This is a genomic window from Streptomyces sp. NPDC005496 (assembly GCF_042872045.1).
Classification (GTDB): domain Bacteria; phylum Actinomycetota; class Actinomycetes; order Streptomycetales; family Streptomycetaceae; genus Streptomyces.
Map to the genome: position 1 here is coordinate 179,258 of NZ_JBIAJQ010000007.1, position 16,159 is coordinate 195,416.

At 71.7% G+C, this 16,159-nt stretch carries 13 protein-coding genes and 1 pseudogene; 10 read left to right on the plus strand and 4 right to left on the minus strand.

Annotated features, from left to right (window positions below; genetic code table 11):
* A partial coding sequence (locus tag ACFYQQ_RS22525) for a DUF5753 domain-containing protein (protein WP_388905009.1) occupies nucleotides 1-599 on the plus strand: 599 nt, incomplete at its 5' end.
* A pseudogene (locus ACFYQQ_RS22530) lies at nucleotides 596-706 on the plus strand (DUF397 domain-containing protein); the annotation flags it as partial. The gene ACFYQQ_RS22525 and the pseudogene ACFYQQ_RS22530, both read left to right, overlap by 4 nt.
* Here the strand turns inward: ACFYQQ_RS22530 and ACFYQQ_RS22535 are convergent.
* A complete protein-coding gene (locus tag ACFYQQ_RS22535) occupies nucleotides 677-1,909 on the minus strand; it encodes an MFS transporter (RefSeq protein ID WP_355783535.1) in 1,233 nt (410 codons plus the stop codon). The pseudogene ACFYQQ_RS22530 and the gene ACFYQQ_RS22535 overlap by 30 nt on opposite strands.
* Before the next feature lie 77 nt (nucleotides 1,910-1,986).
* Here ACFYQQ_RS22535 and ACFYQQ_RS22540 point away from each other — a divergent pair, with 77 nt between their 5' ends.
* The 3 genes from ACFYQQ_RS22540 to ACFYQQ_RS22550 all read left to right on the plus strand — a co-directional run bounded on the left by ACFYQQ_RS22540 (nucleotide 1,987) and on the right by ACFYQQ_RS22550 (nucleotide 4,590).
* Nucleotides 1,987-3,021 (plus strand): ArsR family transcriptional regulator, encoded by a 1,035-nt coding sequence (locus ACFYQQ_RS22540; RefSeq protein WP_355783533.1) that lies wholly within the window; start codon nucleotides 1,987-1,989, stop codon nucleotides 3,019-3,021.
* A 47-nt stretch (nucleotides 3,022-3,068) separates the two neighbouring features.
* Nucleotides 3,069-3,575: a glutathione peroxidase gene (locus tag ACFYQQ_RS22545; RefSeq protein WP_355783530.1), complete on the plus strand. Its 507-nt coding sequence runs from the start codon at nucleotides 3,069-3,071 to the stop codon at nucleotides 3,573-3,575.
* A 103-nt stretch (nucleotides 3,576-3,678) separates the two neighbouring features.
* Nucleotides 3,679-4,590, plus strand: a complete 912-nt coding sequence (locus tag ACFYQQ_RS22550) for a MerR family transcriptional regulator (RefSeq protein WP_355783527.1) — start codon at nucleotides 3,679-3,681, stop codon at nucleotides 4,588-4,590.
* Nucleotides 4,591-4,753: 163 nt separating this feature from the next.
* Here the strand turns inward: ACFYQQ_RS22550 and ACFYQQ_RS22555 are convergent, their stop codons facing one another.
* The gene (locus tag ACFYQQ_RS22555) at nucleotides 4,754-6,667 is read right to left on the minus strand and encodes an MFS transporter (protein ID WP_355783524.1); all 1,914 of its coding nucleotides are present in this window, start codon (nucleotides 6,665-6,667) and stop codon (nucleotides 4,754-4,756) included.
* Between the two features lie 239 nt (nucleotides 6,668-6,906).
* Nucleotides 6,907-9,675, minus strand: coding sequence for a serine hydrolase (locus ACFYQQ_RS22560; protein ID WP_388905010.1), 2,769 nt, complete (start codon nucleotides 9,673-9,675; stop codon nucleotides 6,907-6,909).
* 230 nt (nucleotides 9,676-9,905) lie between these two features.
* On the opposite strand from ACFYQQ_RS22560, the gene ACFYQQ_RS22565 reads away from it, so the two are divergent.
* From ACFYQQ_RS22565 to ACFYQQ_RS22575, 3 genes are all read left to right on the plus strand, one after another.
* A complete protein-coding gene (locus tag ACFYQQ_RS22565; RefSeq protein ID WP_355785452.1) occupies nucleotides 9,906-10,661 on the plus strand; it encodes a GPP34 family phosphoprotein in 756 nt (251 codons plus the stop codon).
* Nucleotides 10,662-10,989: 328 nt separating this feature from the next.
* On the plus strand, nucleotides 10,990-11,847 hold the full coding sequence (locus ACFYQQ_RS22570) for a helix-turn-helix transcriptional regulator (RefSeq protein WP_355785456.1): 858 nt from the start codon (nucleotides 10,990-10,992) through the stop codon (nucleotides 11,845-11,847).
* A 297-nt stretch (nucleotides 11,848-12,144) separates the two neighbouring features.
* Nucleotides 12,145-12,354 carry a DUF397 domain-containing protein gene (locus ACFYQQ_RS22575; protein ID WP_355785459.1) on the plus strand — a complete coding sequence of 70 codons (210 nt, stop codon included), beginning with the start codon at nucleotides 12,145-12,147 and terminating at the stop codon, nucleotides 12,352-12,354.
* A gap of 114 nt (nucleotides 12,355-12,468) precedes the next feature.
* Here the strand turns inward: ACFYQQ_RS22575 and ACFYQQ_RS22580 are convergent, their stop codons facing one another.
* Nucleotides 12,469-13,308, minus strand: a complete 840-nt coding sequence (locus tag ACFYQQ_RS22580) for a hypothetical protein (RefSeq protein ID WP_355785461.1) — start codon at nucleotides 13,306-13,308, stop codon at nucleotides 12,469-12,471.
* Nucleotides 13,309-13,414: 106 nt separating this feature from the next.
* Here ACFYQQ_RS22580 and ACFYQQ_RS22585 point away from each other — a divergent pair, with 106 nt between their 5' ends.
* A complete protein-coding gene (locus ACFYQQ_RS22585; protein ID WP_355785464.1) occupies nucleotides 13,415-14,200 on the plus strand; it encodes an SDR family oxidoreductase in 786 nt (261 codons plus the stop codon).
* Nucleotides 14,201-14,565: 365 nt separating this feature from the next.
* Nucleotides 14,566-16,143 carry a sodium:solute symporter family protein gene (locus ACFYQQ_RS22590; RefSeq protein ID WP_356163905.1) on the plus strand — a complete coding sequence of 526 codons (1,578 nt, stop codon included), beginning with the start codon at nucleotides 14,566-14,568 and terminating at the stop codon, nucleotides 16,141-16,143.
* The last annotated feature ends 16 nt before the right edge of the window (nucleotides 16,144-16,159 follow it).

Genomic DNA, 16,159 nt, shown 5'->3' on the forward strand with positions numbered 1-16,159 from the left:
CCGCCCTGGAGCACATGCCCGAGGTGGACCTGTTCCCCCGCTGGGCCGAGGAGTACATGGATCTGGAGCGAGAGGCCATCGCGCTTTCCTGGTACGAGAATCAGGTCCTGCCGGGACTGCTTCAGACCGAGGCCTACGCCCGCGCCGTCCTTCGCAATGACGTTCCCGCCCTGACGGAGGACGAGATCGAGTTGCGCGTCGGCGCCCGCCTGGCACGCCAGGAGATCCTGCATCGCAAGGTGCCGCCCACGGCGAGCTTCATCTTCTCCGAGGTGACCTTGATGGACCGCCTCGGTGGGAGCGAGGTGTACTTCGAGCAGCTGCGCCGCTTGCGGGAGTGGGTCGTCACGCCCGGCACCACCCTCCAGGTCATGCCGGTCGGACGCGAGTTCCATGCCGGTCTCCCGGGGCCGTTCATCCTCCTCGAGACACCCGATCACCAGCGCCTCGCCTACACCGAGGCCCCGCACGGTAGCCGCATCACCGCCAGCCCCAATGAGGTGTCCTCTCTGGAGCACAGGTATGCGATGCTGCGGACACAGGCCCTCAACGCCCATGAGACGAAAAGCCTGTTGGACCGTTTGCTAGGAGAGCGATGAGCACGGAACTGCAGTGGTTCAAGTCCAGCTACAGCAGCGATCAGGGCGGCGCCTGCCTGGAGGTCGCCACCCTCCCCTCAGCCGTCCACGTCCGCGATTCGAAGACCCCCGACGGTCCGGTCTTCCGGGTCGCGCCCGCCACCTGGACGGCGTTCCTCACGCTTGCCCGCGGCTGACAGGGCGAGCGTCACCGCGACCGACGCGGCGGCCATCACCGTCATCCCCGTGGCCGCCGAGGTCAGTTGGGCAACCGTGCCCGCCAGCGCCGCGCTCACTCCCTGCATCGTGACCATGCCCGAGGAGTGCAGTCCGAGGGCGTGACCGCTCAGTTCGTCCGGCGTGAGCGCCATCAGCCGTTCCTGCTGGATCAGGCTCGCGCCGAAGCCCACGGAGGCCACGGCGACACAGGCCGCCGCCACCGCCGTCCCCGGGCGCAGTACGAAGAGCAGGTACGGGCCCGCGAGCAGGAGCAGGAACGGGATGCCGAGCCGCGCGCGCACCCGGGGCGGCAGGAAGCGGCCGACCGTCACGTCCCCGACGAGCATGCCGAGGGCCCCCATGGCGAACAGCAGGCCCGCGTGGGCCGGGGCGTACGGGACGAAGAGGGATTCGCAGCCGACGACCAGGCCGTTGGGGATCCACAGGAGCAGGTAGACGCGCCGGCGCGGGCCGGACGACCAGAGCCGGGCGTTGGTGCGCCAGGTCTCCCGCACGGAGGGGCGGCCCGCGGTCCGGGGCTCGCGGCGGCTCAGCCCGAGGCGGGAGACGAGCGCCGTCACCAGGTACAGCCCGGCGGCGACGGCCAGCGTGCTGCGCGGCGAGAGCACGGCCACCAGGACTCCGCCGGTCGCGTACCCCAGGATCTGGGTGAGGCCGTTCATCATGTTGAAGACGGAGCGGCCCAGCAGGTAACCGTCCCTGGTCAGGATCTCGTTCAGCAGGCCCCAGGTGACGCCGCCGCCGAGCGAGGCGACCAGGCCGAGGCCGAAGACCAGCACGAGGGCGCCCCACACCGGGAGTCCGGGGATCGCCAGGACCGCCGTACCGGCCGCGAAGGCGAGTGCGATGCCGGTCAGGGTGGCGCGGGGCCGCAGCCGGTCCGCCGCCGAGAGCAGCGTGGTCGCGCCGAGCACCTGGGCCAGCGACGGGCCGAACATGCTGAGGGCGGAGAGCAGCGGCGAGTCGGTGGCCTCGTACACGAGTGTGCCGAGGGCCAGTCCGCTGACCGTCTGGCCCGCCGACCTGAGCGCGCAGGCCAGGAAGAGCGGGGTGAACTCCGGGGTGCGGAAGAGGTCGGAGTAGGTGCGCATGGGCGGAGTCTGGGACGGGCCCCGGGCAGGCCGTTACTGTTTCGCGCCTGGGCGAAACCGACGGGACGGGGGCGGGCGTGGGCTGGTGGCAGGTGAACGCCGACACCCTGGCCGGGAGCCGTTTCGTGCTGTCGCCGCTGGCCGAGACCTTCGGCTCCCTGAAGGTCCTGCACGCGGGCGTGGGGGCGCACCCCGGTGAGCACGCCTGGCTGGACGCCCATCTGCCCGCGTACCGGGAGCGGCTGGCCGCCGATCCCGTCACCGCGCTGCTCGTCCGCTCCGGACTCGGCCCGGAGTGGATCGCCGACTTCCTGACGCCGACGCCCCGGGGGCGGGCCGCCGGGCGCTCCCCAGCGTCCGGGGCGGGCACGGCGAGGGCGGGCGGGCTGTCCGGGGACGCCGAGGACTTCGAGGACGAGGTCGTACGGGTGCGGGAGGCGTCGCCGGTGGCGGCGCGCGCCCACCTCCGGACGGCGCTGCGCGGTCCGCTGCCGGCCGCGCTGGAGCGGGACGACCTGCCCGCGCGCGCGGCCGACCTGCTCACCTACGTGTGGACCGAGGCCGTACGCCCGTACTGGGAGCGTCGCCGGCGCGTCCTGGAGGCCGACGTCGTCTCCCGCACGGCGCAGCTCGGCCAGGGCGGGTGGGCCGCGGCGCTGGACACGCTGCGGCCCGGGACACGCTGGCTCGGCGAGAACCGGCTCCAGGTCAACCGCCACGAGTACCCGCCCCGCGAGATCTCCGGCGCCGAGCTGTTCTTCGTGCCCATCACGGCGCAGCGGCACGGCTGGGTGTCGTGGGAGGAGCCGCACCGGTACGCCGTCGTGTACCCGTGCTCGGGGGCGCTCGTGCGGACGGGGTCCGCGTCGGTGCCGGAGAGCCTGGGCGGGCTGCTCGGCCCGGCCCGGGCGGGTGTCCTCGTCCTGCTCGGCTCCCCGATGAGCACGAGCCAGCTGGTCGCGGTGACCGGGCAGGGACTCGGTTCGGTCGGGCGCCATCTGCGGGTGCTGCTGGACGCGCGGCTGGTCGAGCGGCGGCGGGCGGGGCGGTCGGTGCTGTACTGGCGGACGCCCGCGGGTGAGGTCCTCGTGCGGGCCCAGCGGGAGGGCTGACCCCCGGCGGGTGCGGACGTGTCACCTGGCGGGGCTAGCATCCCAGGATGACTACTCCTGACACTTTCGATTCTGTGTTCGACGTGGAGATCGGCGCCCTCCAGGGCGGTTCCGCGGACCTCTCCCAGTACCGCGGCAAGGCCGTCCTCGTCGTGAACGTCGCCTCCAAGTGCGGGCTCACCCCGCAGTACGCGGGTCTGGAGCGGCTGCACGAGCGGTACGCGGACCAGGGGTTCACCGTGCTCGGCGTGCCCTGCAACCAGTTCCTCGGGCAGGAGCCCGGGTCCTCCGAGGAGATCGCCGAGTTCTGCTCGGCCACGTACGGCGTGACCTTCCCGATGACCGAGAAGGCCGAGGTGAACGGCGACGGCAGGCACCCGCTGTACGGGCTGCTGGTGGACACCGCGGACGCCGAGGGCCACACCGGGGACATCCGCTGGAACTTCGAGAAGTTCCTGGTCGGGCCCGGCGGCGAGGTGCTCGCGCGGTTCTCGCCGCAGACCGAGCCGGAGTCGCCCGAGCTGGTGGCCGCGGTGGAGAAGGCCCTGCCGTAGCCCTAGTGGCCCGCGTAGCCCTCGCGCCCTCCGTCGTGTCCGCCGTGTCGACCTTGCCCCTGGGGCAGGGGTCATCGTGCTCCCACCGGGCGGAGGGCGCCCGGTGACGGAGGACAGGCCCGTGCCCCAGGAACTGCTCACGATCGGCGCGTTCGCCGCCCGCGCGCGGCTCTCGCCGAAGGCGCTGCGGCTGTACGACCGGCTCGGACTGCTGACCCCGGCGCACGTCGACGAGGTCAGCGGCTACCGCTACTACCGCGCCGACCAGGCCGAGCGGGCCCGTACGGTCGCGCTGCTGCGCCGCCTCGACATGCCGCTCGCGCGCATCGCGGAGGTCGTCGAGGCGGACGGGGCCGAGGGGTCGGAGCGGCTCGCCGCGTACTGGGCCGACGCCGAGGAGCGGTTCGCCTCGCAGCGGACGCTCGCCGCGTACCTCCGTGGACGGCTGTCGGGAAGGGATTCCGAGATGTACGGAACGTTCGTGGTCGAGACGGTGGAGGTACCCGAGCGGGTGGTGCTCACGCAGACGCGGCACACGCTCGCCGACGAGTTGCCCGCGTGGATCGGGGCGTCGCTCGGGCGGCTGGAGGAGGGGGCGCGCGCGTGCGGCGGGGTGGTCGCGGCGCCGTTCGTCGTCTACCACTCCGAGGTGTCGCAGGAGAGCGACGGGCCCGTCGAGTCCTGCGTGCCCGTGGCGGACGAGGGGGCCGCTCGGGAGTGGGCGGAGCGGCACGGGCGGGCTTGGGGGACGCGGGTGCGGGTCGAGCCCGCCCGGCGGCTCGCGTACGCCCGGATCACCAAGGCGCAGGTCGCCTATCCGCAGATTCTCGCCGCGTTCGAGGCGGTCGAGGTGTGGATGCGGGAGCGGGGGCTGGAGTACGGGGGTCCCTGCCGGGAGGTGTATTTCGCCGACTGGGACTCGGCGGGGCCCGAGGACGCGGTGTGTGACGTGGCGTTTCCTGTCATTCCCCGTGGGGACGGTGGGACCGGTGCCGGTGACTCCGTCGCCCCGTGACGTCCGGTGACCCCGGGGTGACGTGACGCCGGAGTTCTTCGCCCCCTCCGCCCCTGCCCGTCCCGACACGGGGCTCCGCCCCGGAACCCGCTCCTCAAACGCTGGAGGGGCTGAATTTCGGCCCCGGGGCTCCGCTCCCCGAACCGCGGAAAGGCGATTCGGGTCAGCGGAGTTCCTCCGGGCACGGGGTGCCTCGGGGGAGCTGGTAAGGGGCCGCCAGGCGGTAGGTGCCCGGGGACGGGGCCAGGAGTTCCGTCCACTTGTCGCCGGCGGCGTCCTCCTCGGCCTCCATGAGGCAGCCGTGGACGTTGTCGAAGGACTTCGGCGTCCCTTCCTCCCGGTGCTTGGACTCCTCCGTCTCCTTGGGCGCCTTGATGCTCCGGCCCTCGGCGTCGACGAGCCCCAGCCACGGGGAGTACGGGATCCGGATGAGCACCCGGCCCGGCTTGCGCACCTCGATCGTCAGCTCGCCCTGCTCGGCCCGGTCCACGACGGCCGGCGGGTCGGCCAGCGGCGTCGGGTCGGTCACCTCGAAAAGCTGCCAGTTCGCGTCGCCCCAGATCTGCTTCAGGTAGGGCATGCCCCGCTGGACCAGTTCCCGCTCGCGCTCGCCGCCGTCGCCGTCCGGCTCGTCCTTGGGCAGCACCACGTAGTGCACGGCCCAGCGCTGGAGCCACTCGTGGTAGTTCGCCGAGTTGAGGGTGTCGTCGTAGAAGAGCGGGTTGCGCTCCATGTCCGCCTGCCGGTTCCAGCCGCGGGCGAGGTTCACGTACGGGGCGAGCGCCGAGGCCTCGCGGTGCGAGCGCGCCGGGACGACCTCGACGCGGCCCCGCTCGGCGCCGACCTCCTGGAGCTCGTTCACCAGGGGCGCCAGTTCGCGGGCCCAGGATGCCGTGGGCGTGGTGTGCACGATGTCGTCGACCGACTTGAAGCCGATCCAGCCGGTGAACACCGCGGAGGCCAGGACGATCGCGTACCACTTGCGGCTGCGCGGTGCCGTGAACGGCAGCGCGGCGATCAGCGCGACCCCGGTGAAGAGCATCGCGAGACGCGTGATGTTGGAGCCGATCTGGGAGTTGATCAGCCAGACCAGCAGCACGGAGAGCCCGTACACCGCCGAGGTGATCCGTACCGTCTTCCACTCCTTCGGCACCAGCGCGAAGACGCCGACGGCAGAGAGGAACGGCAGCACGACCGAGCCGAAGCCCATCGGCTGGGTCCCGGAGAACGGGAACAGCCAGGCGGACACCGCCACCACGAGGGCCGGGGCGATGCCCAGCGCCCACGCGCCGGGGCGCCGCTTCTGGAGGAAGAGGGCGACGGCGACCAGTCCGACGAAGAGACCGGCGACGGGCGAGGCGGCGGTCGCGAGGGCGGCGAGCGGAGCCGCGCAGAGGGCCTTCGCCCAGCGCTTGTAGCGCCAGCGATGGGGCCAGCAGAAGACGACGGCGGTGGCGCCGAGCCCGAACACCATGCCGAGGCCGAAGGTCACCCGGCCCGACGCGGCGTTGCACAGCAGCGCGAAGACGCCCGCCAGCGCGGGCCACAGCGGGTTCCGCACCGCCCGGCTGCGGATCAGGATCATCGTGAGCAGCGCGGCCGAGACCGTCCCGGCGATCATCATCGTCGTCCGCACACCGAGCACGGACATCAGATACGGCGACACCACGCTGTACGACACCGGGTGCATGCCGCCGTACCAGGCCAGGTTGTACGCCGAGTCGGGGTGCCGGCCCACGAACTCGGCCCACGCGTCCTGGGCCGCGAGGTCCCCGCCACTGTTGGCGAACGTGAAGAACCAGACGAGATGGAGGACCCCGGCGAGCAGGGTCATGAGGGCGACGGGGTGCCGCAGCGCGAAGTCGAGACGGCCGCCGGACGGGCCGGCCGGAGCGGACCCGGGGGCCGGGTCGGAGGCCGCCTCGGGAGCGGGCTCGGGGGTCGCGGGAGCGGTGTCCCGGGTGGGACCGGCGTCCGCGCCGGGCCGGTCCTGACGGTCGGCGGACAGCGGTATTCGCGGGCCGGAGTCTGGGTCCGGCTTGGCGTCGTCGGCGTGTGTCGGCTCCGCTGTGGCCACCTGAAGGCACTCCCCGTGTCCCGTTCCGCATTCTCGGCCGGGACCCCACGGCCCACGACCCGCCCCGGTTCGCGACGCTAGCACGCACCCCGCCGGGGAGCGCCCGGGTGGGCCGCTGCCCGGCGGGCACGGTGCGTGCGCGGTGCTCCGCGGGCCTCACCCCGGCGTACGTCCGCCCGTGCTCGGGCGCGGGCGCCGGGCAGGCCCGGACGGGTGAACGTCCGGGCCGTCCGACCGTGTCAGGTCACCCGCGTCAGCTTGGCGCCGAAGCCCGGTTCGGCGAGGTCCGACTGCAGTGCGACCGGGATGTCCACCGCGTGGTCGGAACCGTCGCCCACCGTCAGCTCGCCGACGACCGTGCCGGCCTTCCCGGTGTGCGGGACGCTCTCCTTGCCGGGGCCGATCGACAGCTTCGTGCGCAGCCCCGGCCAGCCGACCGCCTTGAGGTTCTTGGTGGCGACCACGGGGGTCCTGCCGCCGAGCCGGTCGTCCACGTACCCGACGACATCGCCCTTCTTCACCACCGTGGCGGAGGTCAGGCCCTGCTGGACCTTGTCGATGAGCTTCTGGCTGTTGGTGAGGGCCAGTTGGAGGCTGTCCCAGACCCGGCCCGTACCGGCGTTCTGGCCGAGGACCGCGCCGTACACGGTCTGCGTCCTGCCGTCGACCGTCTTGGTGGCCGCCCACACCAGGTTGCCGCCCGCGGGGGTCGACGAGCCGGTCTTGAGGCCGATCACGCCGACCTGCTTCACCAGCAGGTCGTTGTTGTTGTAAATCGGCTTGTCCAGGCCGGGGATGTCGGCCCTGGCCATGCCGACGATGGTCCGGAAGACGTCCTTCTGCATGACCGCCTTGGCCAGCTTGAGCTGGTCGGTGGCGGTGCTCACCGTCGTCTTCTCCAGACCGCTCGGGTCCGTGTACGTCGACTTCGACATGCCCAGCTTCTTCGCCGCGGCGTTCATCTTGCCGACGAAGGTCTCGCTGTCGGAGTCCCAACGGGCGAGCAGCCGGGCCGCGTTGTTCCCGGACGGGATCATCAGCATCTGGAGCAGCTGGCGCTCGGTGAACTTCTGGCCCTTGGAGACCGCGGCCGTCGACTCGTCCTCGTTCTTGGACTCGTCCTCGGCCTTCTGGTCGACGGTGATCTGCGGGCCGCCCTCGTTCCCCTTGAGGGGGTGCTCCTCCAGGATCACGTACGCCGTCATGATCTTGGCGACGCTCGCGATGGGGGCGGGCTTCTGCTTGCCGTCGGTGCCGAGGCTGCCGACGCCCTCGACCTCGATGGCCGACTGGCCCTGACCCGGCCACGGCAGGTCGAGGTCGCCACCCTCGAAGGTGTGCGTCTCGTCGGCGGTGAGCGCGAGGCCCGGCGCCGGGAGCGGCCGTACGGCCTGTGCTACCGCAAAGACGACGGCGAGCAGCAGGACCAGCGGGGTCCAGATCTTGAACCGCCGCACGATCGTGCGGACCGGGGTCTCCGGGGGCGGCGGCGTGTTCGTCAGCTCGGCGAGCAGGTCCAGCGGGGGCTTGGGCGGCAGCGGCTGCTGCGTGGTCCGCTCCGGGCCCACCTGCGGGACGGCCGCGGTGGCCTCCGCCGGGGCGACCGGGGGCTTCGCCGTCGCCGGTGCGGACGCCGCGCGGGGCTTCGCGGCCGGGGGCTCGTCCAGCGGCTTCAGCGCCACGAACTTGCTGGTCCGCTCGGCCGGGGGCTCCCCCGAGGGGGCACCACCCGGCTTGCCGCCGGGTTCGGTGGCGGGCTTGGCGCCGGGTTCGGTGGCGGGCTTCGTGCCGGACGCGGTCTCCGGCTTCGTACCGGGTTCGGTGGCGGGCTTGGCGCCCGCTGCCGCGGCGGGCTTCGCCCCGGACGCGGTCTCCGGCTTCGCACCGGACTTGCCGGTCGGGGTTCCCGGCCTGGCGTCGCCCAGCTTCAGCATGGTCGTGGGCTGGTCCACGGGCGGGGCGGTCGGGCGTACGGCCTTGAAGACGGCGGTGGCCTGGTCGACCCGGGGCCCGTCGTCCCCGCCCTCCCCGGCACCCTTGGCGTCCTCGGGGACCTTCGCGTCCTCGGTGGCCACGGCGGTCCCGGCACCCTTGGGAGCCTCGGCGTCCCGGGGAGCCTTCGGGTCTCCGGAGACCTTCGCGTCCTCGGGGACTACAGCCGTCCCGGCGGCCTTCGGACCCTTGGCGTCCTCGGGAGCCTTTGCGTCTCCGGGAGCCTTCGCATCCGCAGAGGCCTTGGCGTCCTCGGGAGCCTCGGCGTCCTCGGGCGTCTCGGCGCCCTTGGCGTCCTGCGGAGCGACGGGCGTCGCCGCACTCCTCGGGTCCTTGGCGGGTCCGGGAGCCTTGGTGCCCTTCGCGTCCGCACGCGCGACGGCGGCCTCGGCGTCCCCGGATGCCTTCGCGTCCTCGGGCGTGTCGGTGTCCTCGACGTCCCCCGGGGCGACGGCGGTCTTCGCGTCCGCGACGGCCGCCTCCGCGGCACGGGCGGCGGCGGTCTTGTCGGCACCGCGCTCGTCGGCGGCGGGCTCGGCGGAGGTGTCCTCGCCGGAGGCGTCCTCGCCGAAGGCATCCGTGTCGGGGGTCTCCGGGGTCTCCGGGGTGTCCGCGTCCGCGGGGTCGTCCGCGGTCGCCACCCACGCGGCGACCGCGGCCCGCAGCCGCGCGTCCCCCGAGGGGCCCTTCTCGCCGGCCTCCGCCGGAGCCGCGGACTCCGCGGGCCCCGCCGGCTCCGGAACCGCCTCAGAGGCGCTCTCCGGGGCTCCGGGCGCCTCCGAAGCGCCCTCGGACCGCTCGGCCTCCTTCAGCGCCCGGGTCGAGAAGACCGCCGTCGCCTGGTCGACCCGTACCGTGGCGGCCCGTTCACGGGCCACCGCCATCCGCGGGTCGGCCGGGGTCGACGCCGACCCCCGCGTCGGACCCGGAACCGCGGCCGGGGTCCCCGACGTCGCTTCTGCCGACGACGCCGACGACTCGTGCTGCTTCGACCTGTCGGGGGACTCGCCCGCCACCGATGCCTCCTCCGTGCGCCGCCCAGCGACGCCCAACCGAACCGTGAACCCTCGAACCGCCCGCCGGACACCGCTGTCCGAACCATGTACCAGTGTCCTGTGTGCGGGCCCGCCCACACCGGTAGACGAGAACGACATATCTACCGGTTCCACTACGAAGCGGTCACGCACCCTCGACAGACCAATGTGAGAGGGGTCACCCTGTCATTCATCCACGCGGGGAGGCATGGATGGGCAGGAGCCGCAGAACACTTCCGGAGGAGCTTCTGTTGCTGGCGCTGGACCCGACCACGGGTACCACCGCACAGCCGCAGTCGCTCGACCTCGGTCTGGCCGGAGCACAGCTAGTGGAGCTGGCGCTGGCCGGACGGATAGCCCCAGACGGGGATCGTATCGCCGTGGTGGCACCACGGCCGACTGGAGATCCGACACTGGACTGTGCGTTGGAACTGCTTCGCCGACGCGGAGCACCCGTACGCGCGGTCAACTGGATTGGCGGACCCCGCCTGGGGCTGCGCCAGACCTATCTCTCGCATCTGGAGAGGTGCGGCATGGTCCATGCCGTGGCCGGCCAGATGTGCGGGGTGCTTCCGACGACTCGCTACCAGGCGACGGACACGGAGATCAGCCGGGAGATCAGGGCCCGGCTGGACAGTGCGATCCGCACCGGCGTACCGCCGGACCCGCGGACCGCGGCGCTCGCCGCACTGGCCCACGCGGTCGGTCTCGGCAAGCACCTCTACCCGGGGAACGAGGGACGATCGTCCCGATCCAGGCTCCGGGACCTGATCAGGCACGACCCCATGGGCGGCCTCGTGGCACACGCGGTCATGGACGTCCAGAACGGCGTGGGCGCACAACCACGCCGCAGCCCGGCACCGGCAGGCCGTCCGGCCACCGCCGGCGTCAGGTCCGCACCGGAGCCCGCCAGGGGCGTCCCGATGCAACCGCGCCACGGTTCCATGGCGCGCGCCGTGGTCCACTGAGCCGCAGTACCCCGGCACCCGGCACGACCAGCACCACCTCCGCACGTCCAGCACGTCAGCGCCGCACCGCAGTCCCCACACGACCCGGTTCGGGAGCCGCCGGTCCGCGCGGGGCGGTGAGGCCGTACGTCCGTCCGCCAGGACGCCCGTCACGGCCCCACCGCCCCGCGCGGCCGCATGTACGGGTGCCGCGGGGACCGGGCTCGTCCCGAACTGTCGTGTACGCAGCGCATATCCACTGTTTCCCAGCGGTAGAAAGCACCTTGGTGGCAGTCTGCTCAACAGCAGATACGCAAAGTAGAGGCACGCAGCCGGAGGTGCACGTCCCGTGGCGTCCAATGTCAATCCCACCGTCCGGCGCCGCCGGCTGGGCCAGGAGCTGCGGCGGCTCCGCGAGCTCAAGGGCATGACCGCCGAAGAGGTGGCCGAGCGGCTGCTCGTCTCGCAGTCGAAGATCAGCCGCCTGGAGAACGGGCGGCGCAGCATCAGCCAGCGCGACGTCCGCGACCTGTGCGGGGTCTACGAGGTGGACGACCACCGGATCGTCGACTCGCTGATGCAGATGGCCAAGGACTCGCGCCAGCAGGGCTGGTGGCACTCCTTCGGCGACATCCCCTACAGCGTCTACATCGGCCTGGAGACCGACGCCGCGTCCCTGCGCGTCTACGACCCCCAGGTCGTCCCCGGCCTGCTCCAGACCCGGCCGTACGCGGAGGCGCTGATCGCCGGCGCGCTGCCGGAGACCGCCCCGGCCGACATCGACAAGCGCGTACAGGTGCGCCTGCGCAGGCAGGAACGAATCTCCGCGCCGGACAACCCGCTGCGCCTGTGGACCGTGCTGGACGAGGCGGCGCTGCGCCGGACCGTCGGCAACCGCTCCCTGATGCGGGACCAACTGGAGTACCTGGTCGAGCAGTCGCAGCTGCCGCACGTCACCGTGCAGGTGATCCCCTTCGACATGGGCGCGCATCCCGGTCTCAACGGGCAGTACGCGATCCTGGAGTTCCCGGACGCGGCGGACTCCAGCGTCGTCTACATCGAGGGCGTCACGAGCGACCTGTACCTGGAGAAGGCGAACGACGTCCAGAAGTACAGCGTCATGTACGAGCACCTGCGCGCGCAGGCGCTGAACGTGGAGCAGTCCCGTCAGTTCATCGCGGACATCGCGAAGGACTACGCGCGCTGAGTCCGGCGCCGGGGCCGCGGAGGCGGCCCTGGAAACGGTCCCGGAGACGGTCCGGGACGCCCTGAGAGGGGTCCTCCGGCGTGAAGGTGCGGAACAGTACACCTTCGCCGGACCGGGATGGAAGACCCCCCTGGAATATGCCATCCAGTCGAGTGAATAGTCGCTTCGCCAACCGATGTTGGCGAGTAGCGTCGATCACGCCATCGAGCAACAACGTTGGCGCAAACCGGCCCGCGGGTTCCGCCAGGACCCCGCAGCCCGGTGACAGCAACTCAACGACTGGCTACCGGAGCAAAAATGGCAATCCAGCAAGGCGCCACGGACACCTGGACGAAGTCCTCGTACTCCACGGGCAACGGCGCGTGCGTCGAGGTCAAGTCCCCGCTCGTCGCGGCGATGGCCGTCCGGGACTCCAAGGTCCCCGAGGGTCCCACCCTGGCGTTCCCCGCGAACTCGTGGAACGCGTTCGTGACGGAGGTCGGACGGGGAGCCTTCGACCTCACCTGATGCACCGACACCCACAACCGCACCGACCAACTGGATACGCACCACCGACAGAGCCCTCTCGTCCGGCCCGCCGTCCTGGCCGAGGGGGCTCGGCCTTTCCCGAGGCCGCGGCGGCTACCTGAGCCGGTCGACGTAGGTGTCCGTGCCGGGCACCGTGGGGACGAAGGGGGCGAGCAGCTCCACCCGTCCCAGCCCGGACGCGGCCACCTCGTCGTCCAGCCCCGTGAACCATGCCTCCCAGCACTCCCGTGGGTCGGCTTCGAGGAACCACAGCAGGGTCAGCCGGGTGTCGACGCCCTCGACCTGCTTGACGTAGGTCATGCGGTCGCCGGGCAGCGGGGTCGGCCGGAAGACGGTGACGAGGGCGGCCGGGGAGCCGGCCAGCCGCCCGGGGAGGTGGCGGACGCGCAGCCAGTCCAGCAACTCGGCGCGCTGCTCGGCGGATTCGGTGTCGACGACCTGAAGGACCAGGCCCGCGTACGGGTGGTCGAGGGCGTGGAAGTCGCGGGGGCCCGAGGCGCCGTCGCGGTAGACCGTGGCCTCGTGGTCCTGGAACGCGGTGAAGACGTGGGTGCGCTCCCGGTAGACCCGGTGGTCGCGGTTCAGGCGCTTGTTGATGCCGACGGTCCACCGCATGTGGTCGTCGTAGCGGCCCTCGGTGACCCAGTACGTGGACAGGTAGCAGCCGGCGGTGACGGGCTGGGCGACGGCGGACTTCTCGGGTCGGCGCAGGAGTTGGAGGTCGCGGGTCGCCACCCAGCGGCGTCCCGCGAACATCCAGGGCATCGCCATCGCGCCGGCGTAGTAGTGGTCGTCCTCGTACCAGCGGTTGTAGGCGTGCTCGTGGCCCGGGTGCGGTTCGACCATCGTGATCAGGGCGTGGCCCGGGTGGACGCCGTACGGGCCGAGGGCGGCCAGTTCCGCGTACACCTCGCTGCGGGTGTCCTCGCTCATGTCGCTCCCCTTTCCTGCGCCGGTCCCGCGCGGGACTTCCTTCCTCGGTCGGCAGCCCATACTCTGACGCCCCGTCAGACAATGCGCCAGAGCCGGGAGGCCTCCGATGCCGCTGCTCGCGGGCAGGACCGTCGTCGTCTCGGGAGTCGGCGCCGGGCTCGGACACCAGGTCGCGGCGGCGGTGGTGCGCGACGGGGGCAACGCGGTGCTCGGCGCACGCACGGAGGCGAACCTCGCCAAGACGGCCGCCGCGCTCGACCCGGACGGCGCCCACACGGCGTACCGGGCGACGGACATCACCGACGAGACGAGCTGTGAGGCGCTGGCGGCGCTGGCCCGGGAGCGGTTCGGGCGGATCGACGCCGTGGTCCATGTGGCCGCCTGGGACAGCTACTTCGGGGGGCTGGAGGACGCCGACTTCACCACCTGGCAGTCGGTCATCGACGTGAACCTGCTCGGCACCCTGCGGATGACCCGCGCCTGCCTGCCCGCGCTGAAGGAGGGCGGCGGCTCGGTCGTCGTCATCGGCACCCAGTCGTCGGTGGCCGCCCCCACGCAGGTGCGCCAGGCTGCGTACGCGGCGTCCAAGGGCGCCCTGACGAGCGCGATGTACTCGCTCGCCCGGGAGCTCGGCCCGTACCGGATCCGGGTCAACACCGTGCTGCCGGGCTGGATGTGGGGACCGCCCGTGGAGGCGTACGTCCGGTTCACCGCGCACACCGAGGGCGTGCCGGAGTCGGTCGTGCGCGAGCGGCTGACCGAGCGGATGGCGCTGCCCGAGCTGGCCACGGACGGGGACGTGGCGGACGCCGTGGTGTTCCTGGCGTCCGACAGGGCGCGGGCGATCACTGGGCAGTCCCTGCTCGTGAACGCCGGCGAACTCATGCGCTGATCGCGGCTGTCGGCTCCTGTTCCGGCCGCACGGGACCCGCATCCCGTACGCCTGTCTCCTTGTCGCTGGTCCGTCTGGCGAAGTGCCCGCTCATCGTGTGGTTCACGTCACGAGCACGACAACATCCCTACAGGTCAAGAGCAAGTAAAATCGTTCTGCTTTCTGATCTGTGTTCATATCCATGACCAACTAGGGCTTGACCGGCCGGTCGAACCGGCGGTTCAATCCCCCAAGTCCCCGCACCCGCACGGGGGCTCCGCCCGCCCCCCGACGATCCCGGCTCCGCCCGGGCGGGGGACCCATGCGTACTGGCGAAGTGCCGTCCGGTATCTGCAGATTCAAAGGCGGACCCCTGGAGGGGGCACATGAACGGTCTCGACTGGGCCGTCCTGGTCGCGTACTTCGGCGTGATGACCGCGATCGGCATCTGGTCCCACAAGCGCGTGGACGACGTCAGCGACTTCTTCACCGCGGGCGGCAAGATGCCGTGGTGGCTGTCCGGCATCTCGCACCACATGTCGGGCTACAGCGCGGTCATGTTCACCGGGTACGCCGGCATCGCGTACACCTACGGCATCACCTCGTACGTCACCTGGTCGCTGCCCATCGCCATCGGCATCGCGATCGGCGCCAAGGCCTTCGCGCCGCGGCTCAACCGGCTGCGCTCACGACTGCACGTCGCCTCGCCGCTGGAGTACCTGAAGGACCGCTACAACCTGCCGACCCAGCAGGCGCTCGCCTGGTCCGGCATCCTGCTGAAGATCGTGGACGTCGGCGCCAAGTGGGCCGCCATCGCCACGCTGCTGAGCGTCTTCACCGGGGTCTCGCTCACCCAGGGCATCCTCATCACCGGCGGCATCACGGCCGTCTACTGCACGATCGGCGGGCTGTGGGCCGACGCGCTGACCGAACTCGGCCAGTTCGTCATCCAGTTGCTGGCCGGCGTCGCGATGCTGGTCATCGCGCTGAACAAGATCTCCGACCAGGGAGGTCTGTCCAAGGCGCTCGACTCGCCGAAGCTGGACGGTCACGCGAACGGCTTCGCGGGCCCGTACATGACCGTCTTCTTCATCGCGTACCTCTTCATCAAGCTGTTCGAGTACAACGGCGGCATGTGGAACCAGGCCCAGCGCTACATGGCGACGGGCAGCGCCAAGGAGGCCACGCGGTCCGCGTTCCTCTCCGCCGCGCTCTGGTTCGTGTGGCCCCTCATCCTCTTCATCCCGATGTGGCTGTCCCCGCTTCTGGTGACGGCCGAGAAGCCGGACGGCTCCGACGCCTACGGGCTGATGACCGAACAGCTGCTGCCGCACGGCCTGCTGGGCCTCGTGGTCGTCGGGTTCTTCTCGCACACGATGGCCATGTGCTCCTCGGACGCGAACGCGATCGCCGCCGTGTTCACGCGGGACATCATGCCGGTGCTGTCCAAGGCGGCGCGGGCCTGGGACACCCGGGCCGGACTGATCGCCGGGCGCGTCACCACGGTCGCCTTCCTCGGCCTGTCCATGGCGGTGGCCACACAGGTCAACTCCCCCACGTTCAAGGACATCATCACGGTCGTCATCAAGTGGGTGGCCGGCCTCATGGGGCCGATCGCGATCCCGTTCATCCTCGGCCTGCTCCGGCCGTTCCGTAAGTCCGGTCCGACGGCGGCGCTCACCAGCTGGGCCTGCGGACTGATCGCGTTCTTCCTGATGAACTACCACCTGGACTTCTCGCAGCGCACCGACGTGAAGCTGGAGTACCAGGTCTCCGTGCCGATGGCGATCTCCCTCGTCCTCTACGTCCTCATCGGCTTCCTCAAGCCCGAGGACACCCCCGAGCGCGACGCCCTCATCGAGATCATCAACACGGACGACGACGGCTCCGGAGCGGCGGCGGCCGCCGTTCCCGCCCCGGCACAGGCGGCGGACGGGGTGGTGGGCACGCCCGTCAAGGACTGACCGGGCGCCCGGCCGG

Excerpts from the sequence above, each read along its gene's own strand:
- ACFYQQ_RS22535 (WP_355783535.1), bottom strand. The coding sequence starts at position 1,909 with ATGCGCACCTACTCCGACCTCTTCCGCACCCCGGAGTTCACCCCGCTC.
- ACFYQQ_RS22545 (WP_355783530.1), top strand. The coding sequence starts at position 3,069 with ATGACTACTCCTGACACTTTCGATTCTGTGTTCGACGTGGAGATCGGC.
- ACFYQQ_RS22565 (WP_355785452.1), top strand. The coding sequence starts at position 9,906 with ATGGGCAGGAGCCGCAGAACACTTCCGGAGGAGCTTCTGTTGCTGGCG.
- ACFYQQ_RS22575 (WP_355785459.1), top strand. The coding sequence starts at position 12,145 with ATGGCAATCCAGCAAGGCGCCACGGACACCTGGACGAAGTCCTCGTAC.
- ACFYQQ_RS22580 (WP_355785461.1), bottom strand. The coding sequence starts at position 13,308 with ATGAGCGAGGACACCCGCAGCGAGGTGTACGCGGAACTGGCCGCCCTC.
- ACFYQQ_RS22585 (WP_355785464.1), top strand. The coding sequence starts at position 13,415 with ATGCCGCTGCTCGCGGGCAGGACCGTCGTCGTCTCGGGAGTCGGCGCC.
- ACFYQQ_RS22590 (WP_356163905.1), top strand. The coding sequence starts at position 14,566 with ATGAACGGTCTCGACTGGGCCGTCCTGGTCGCGTACTTCGGCGTGATG.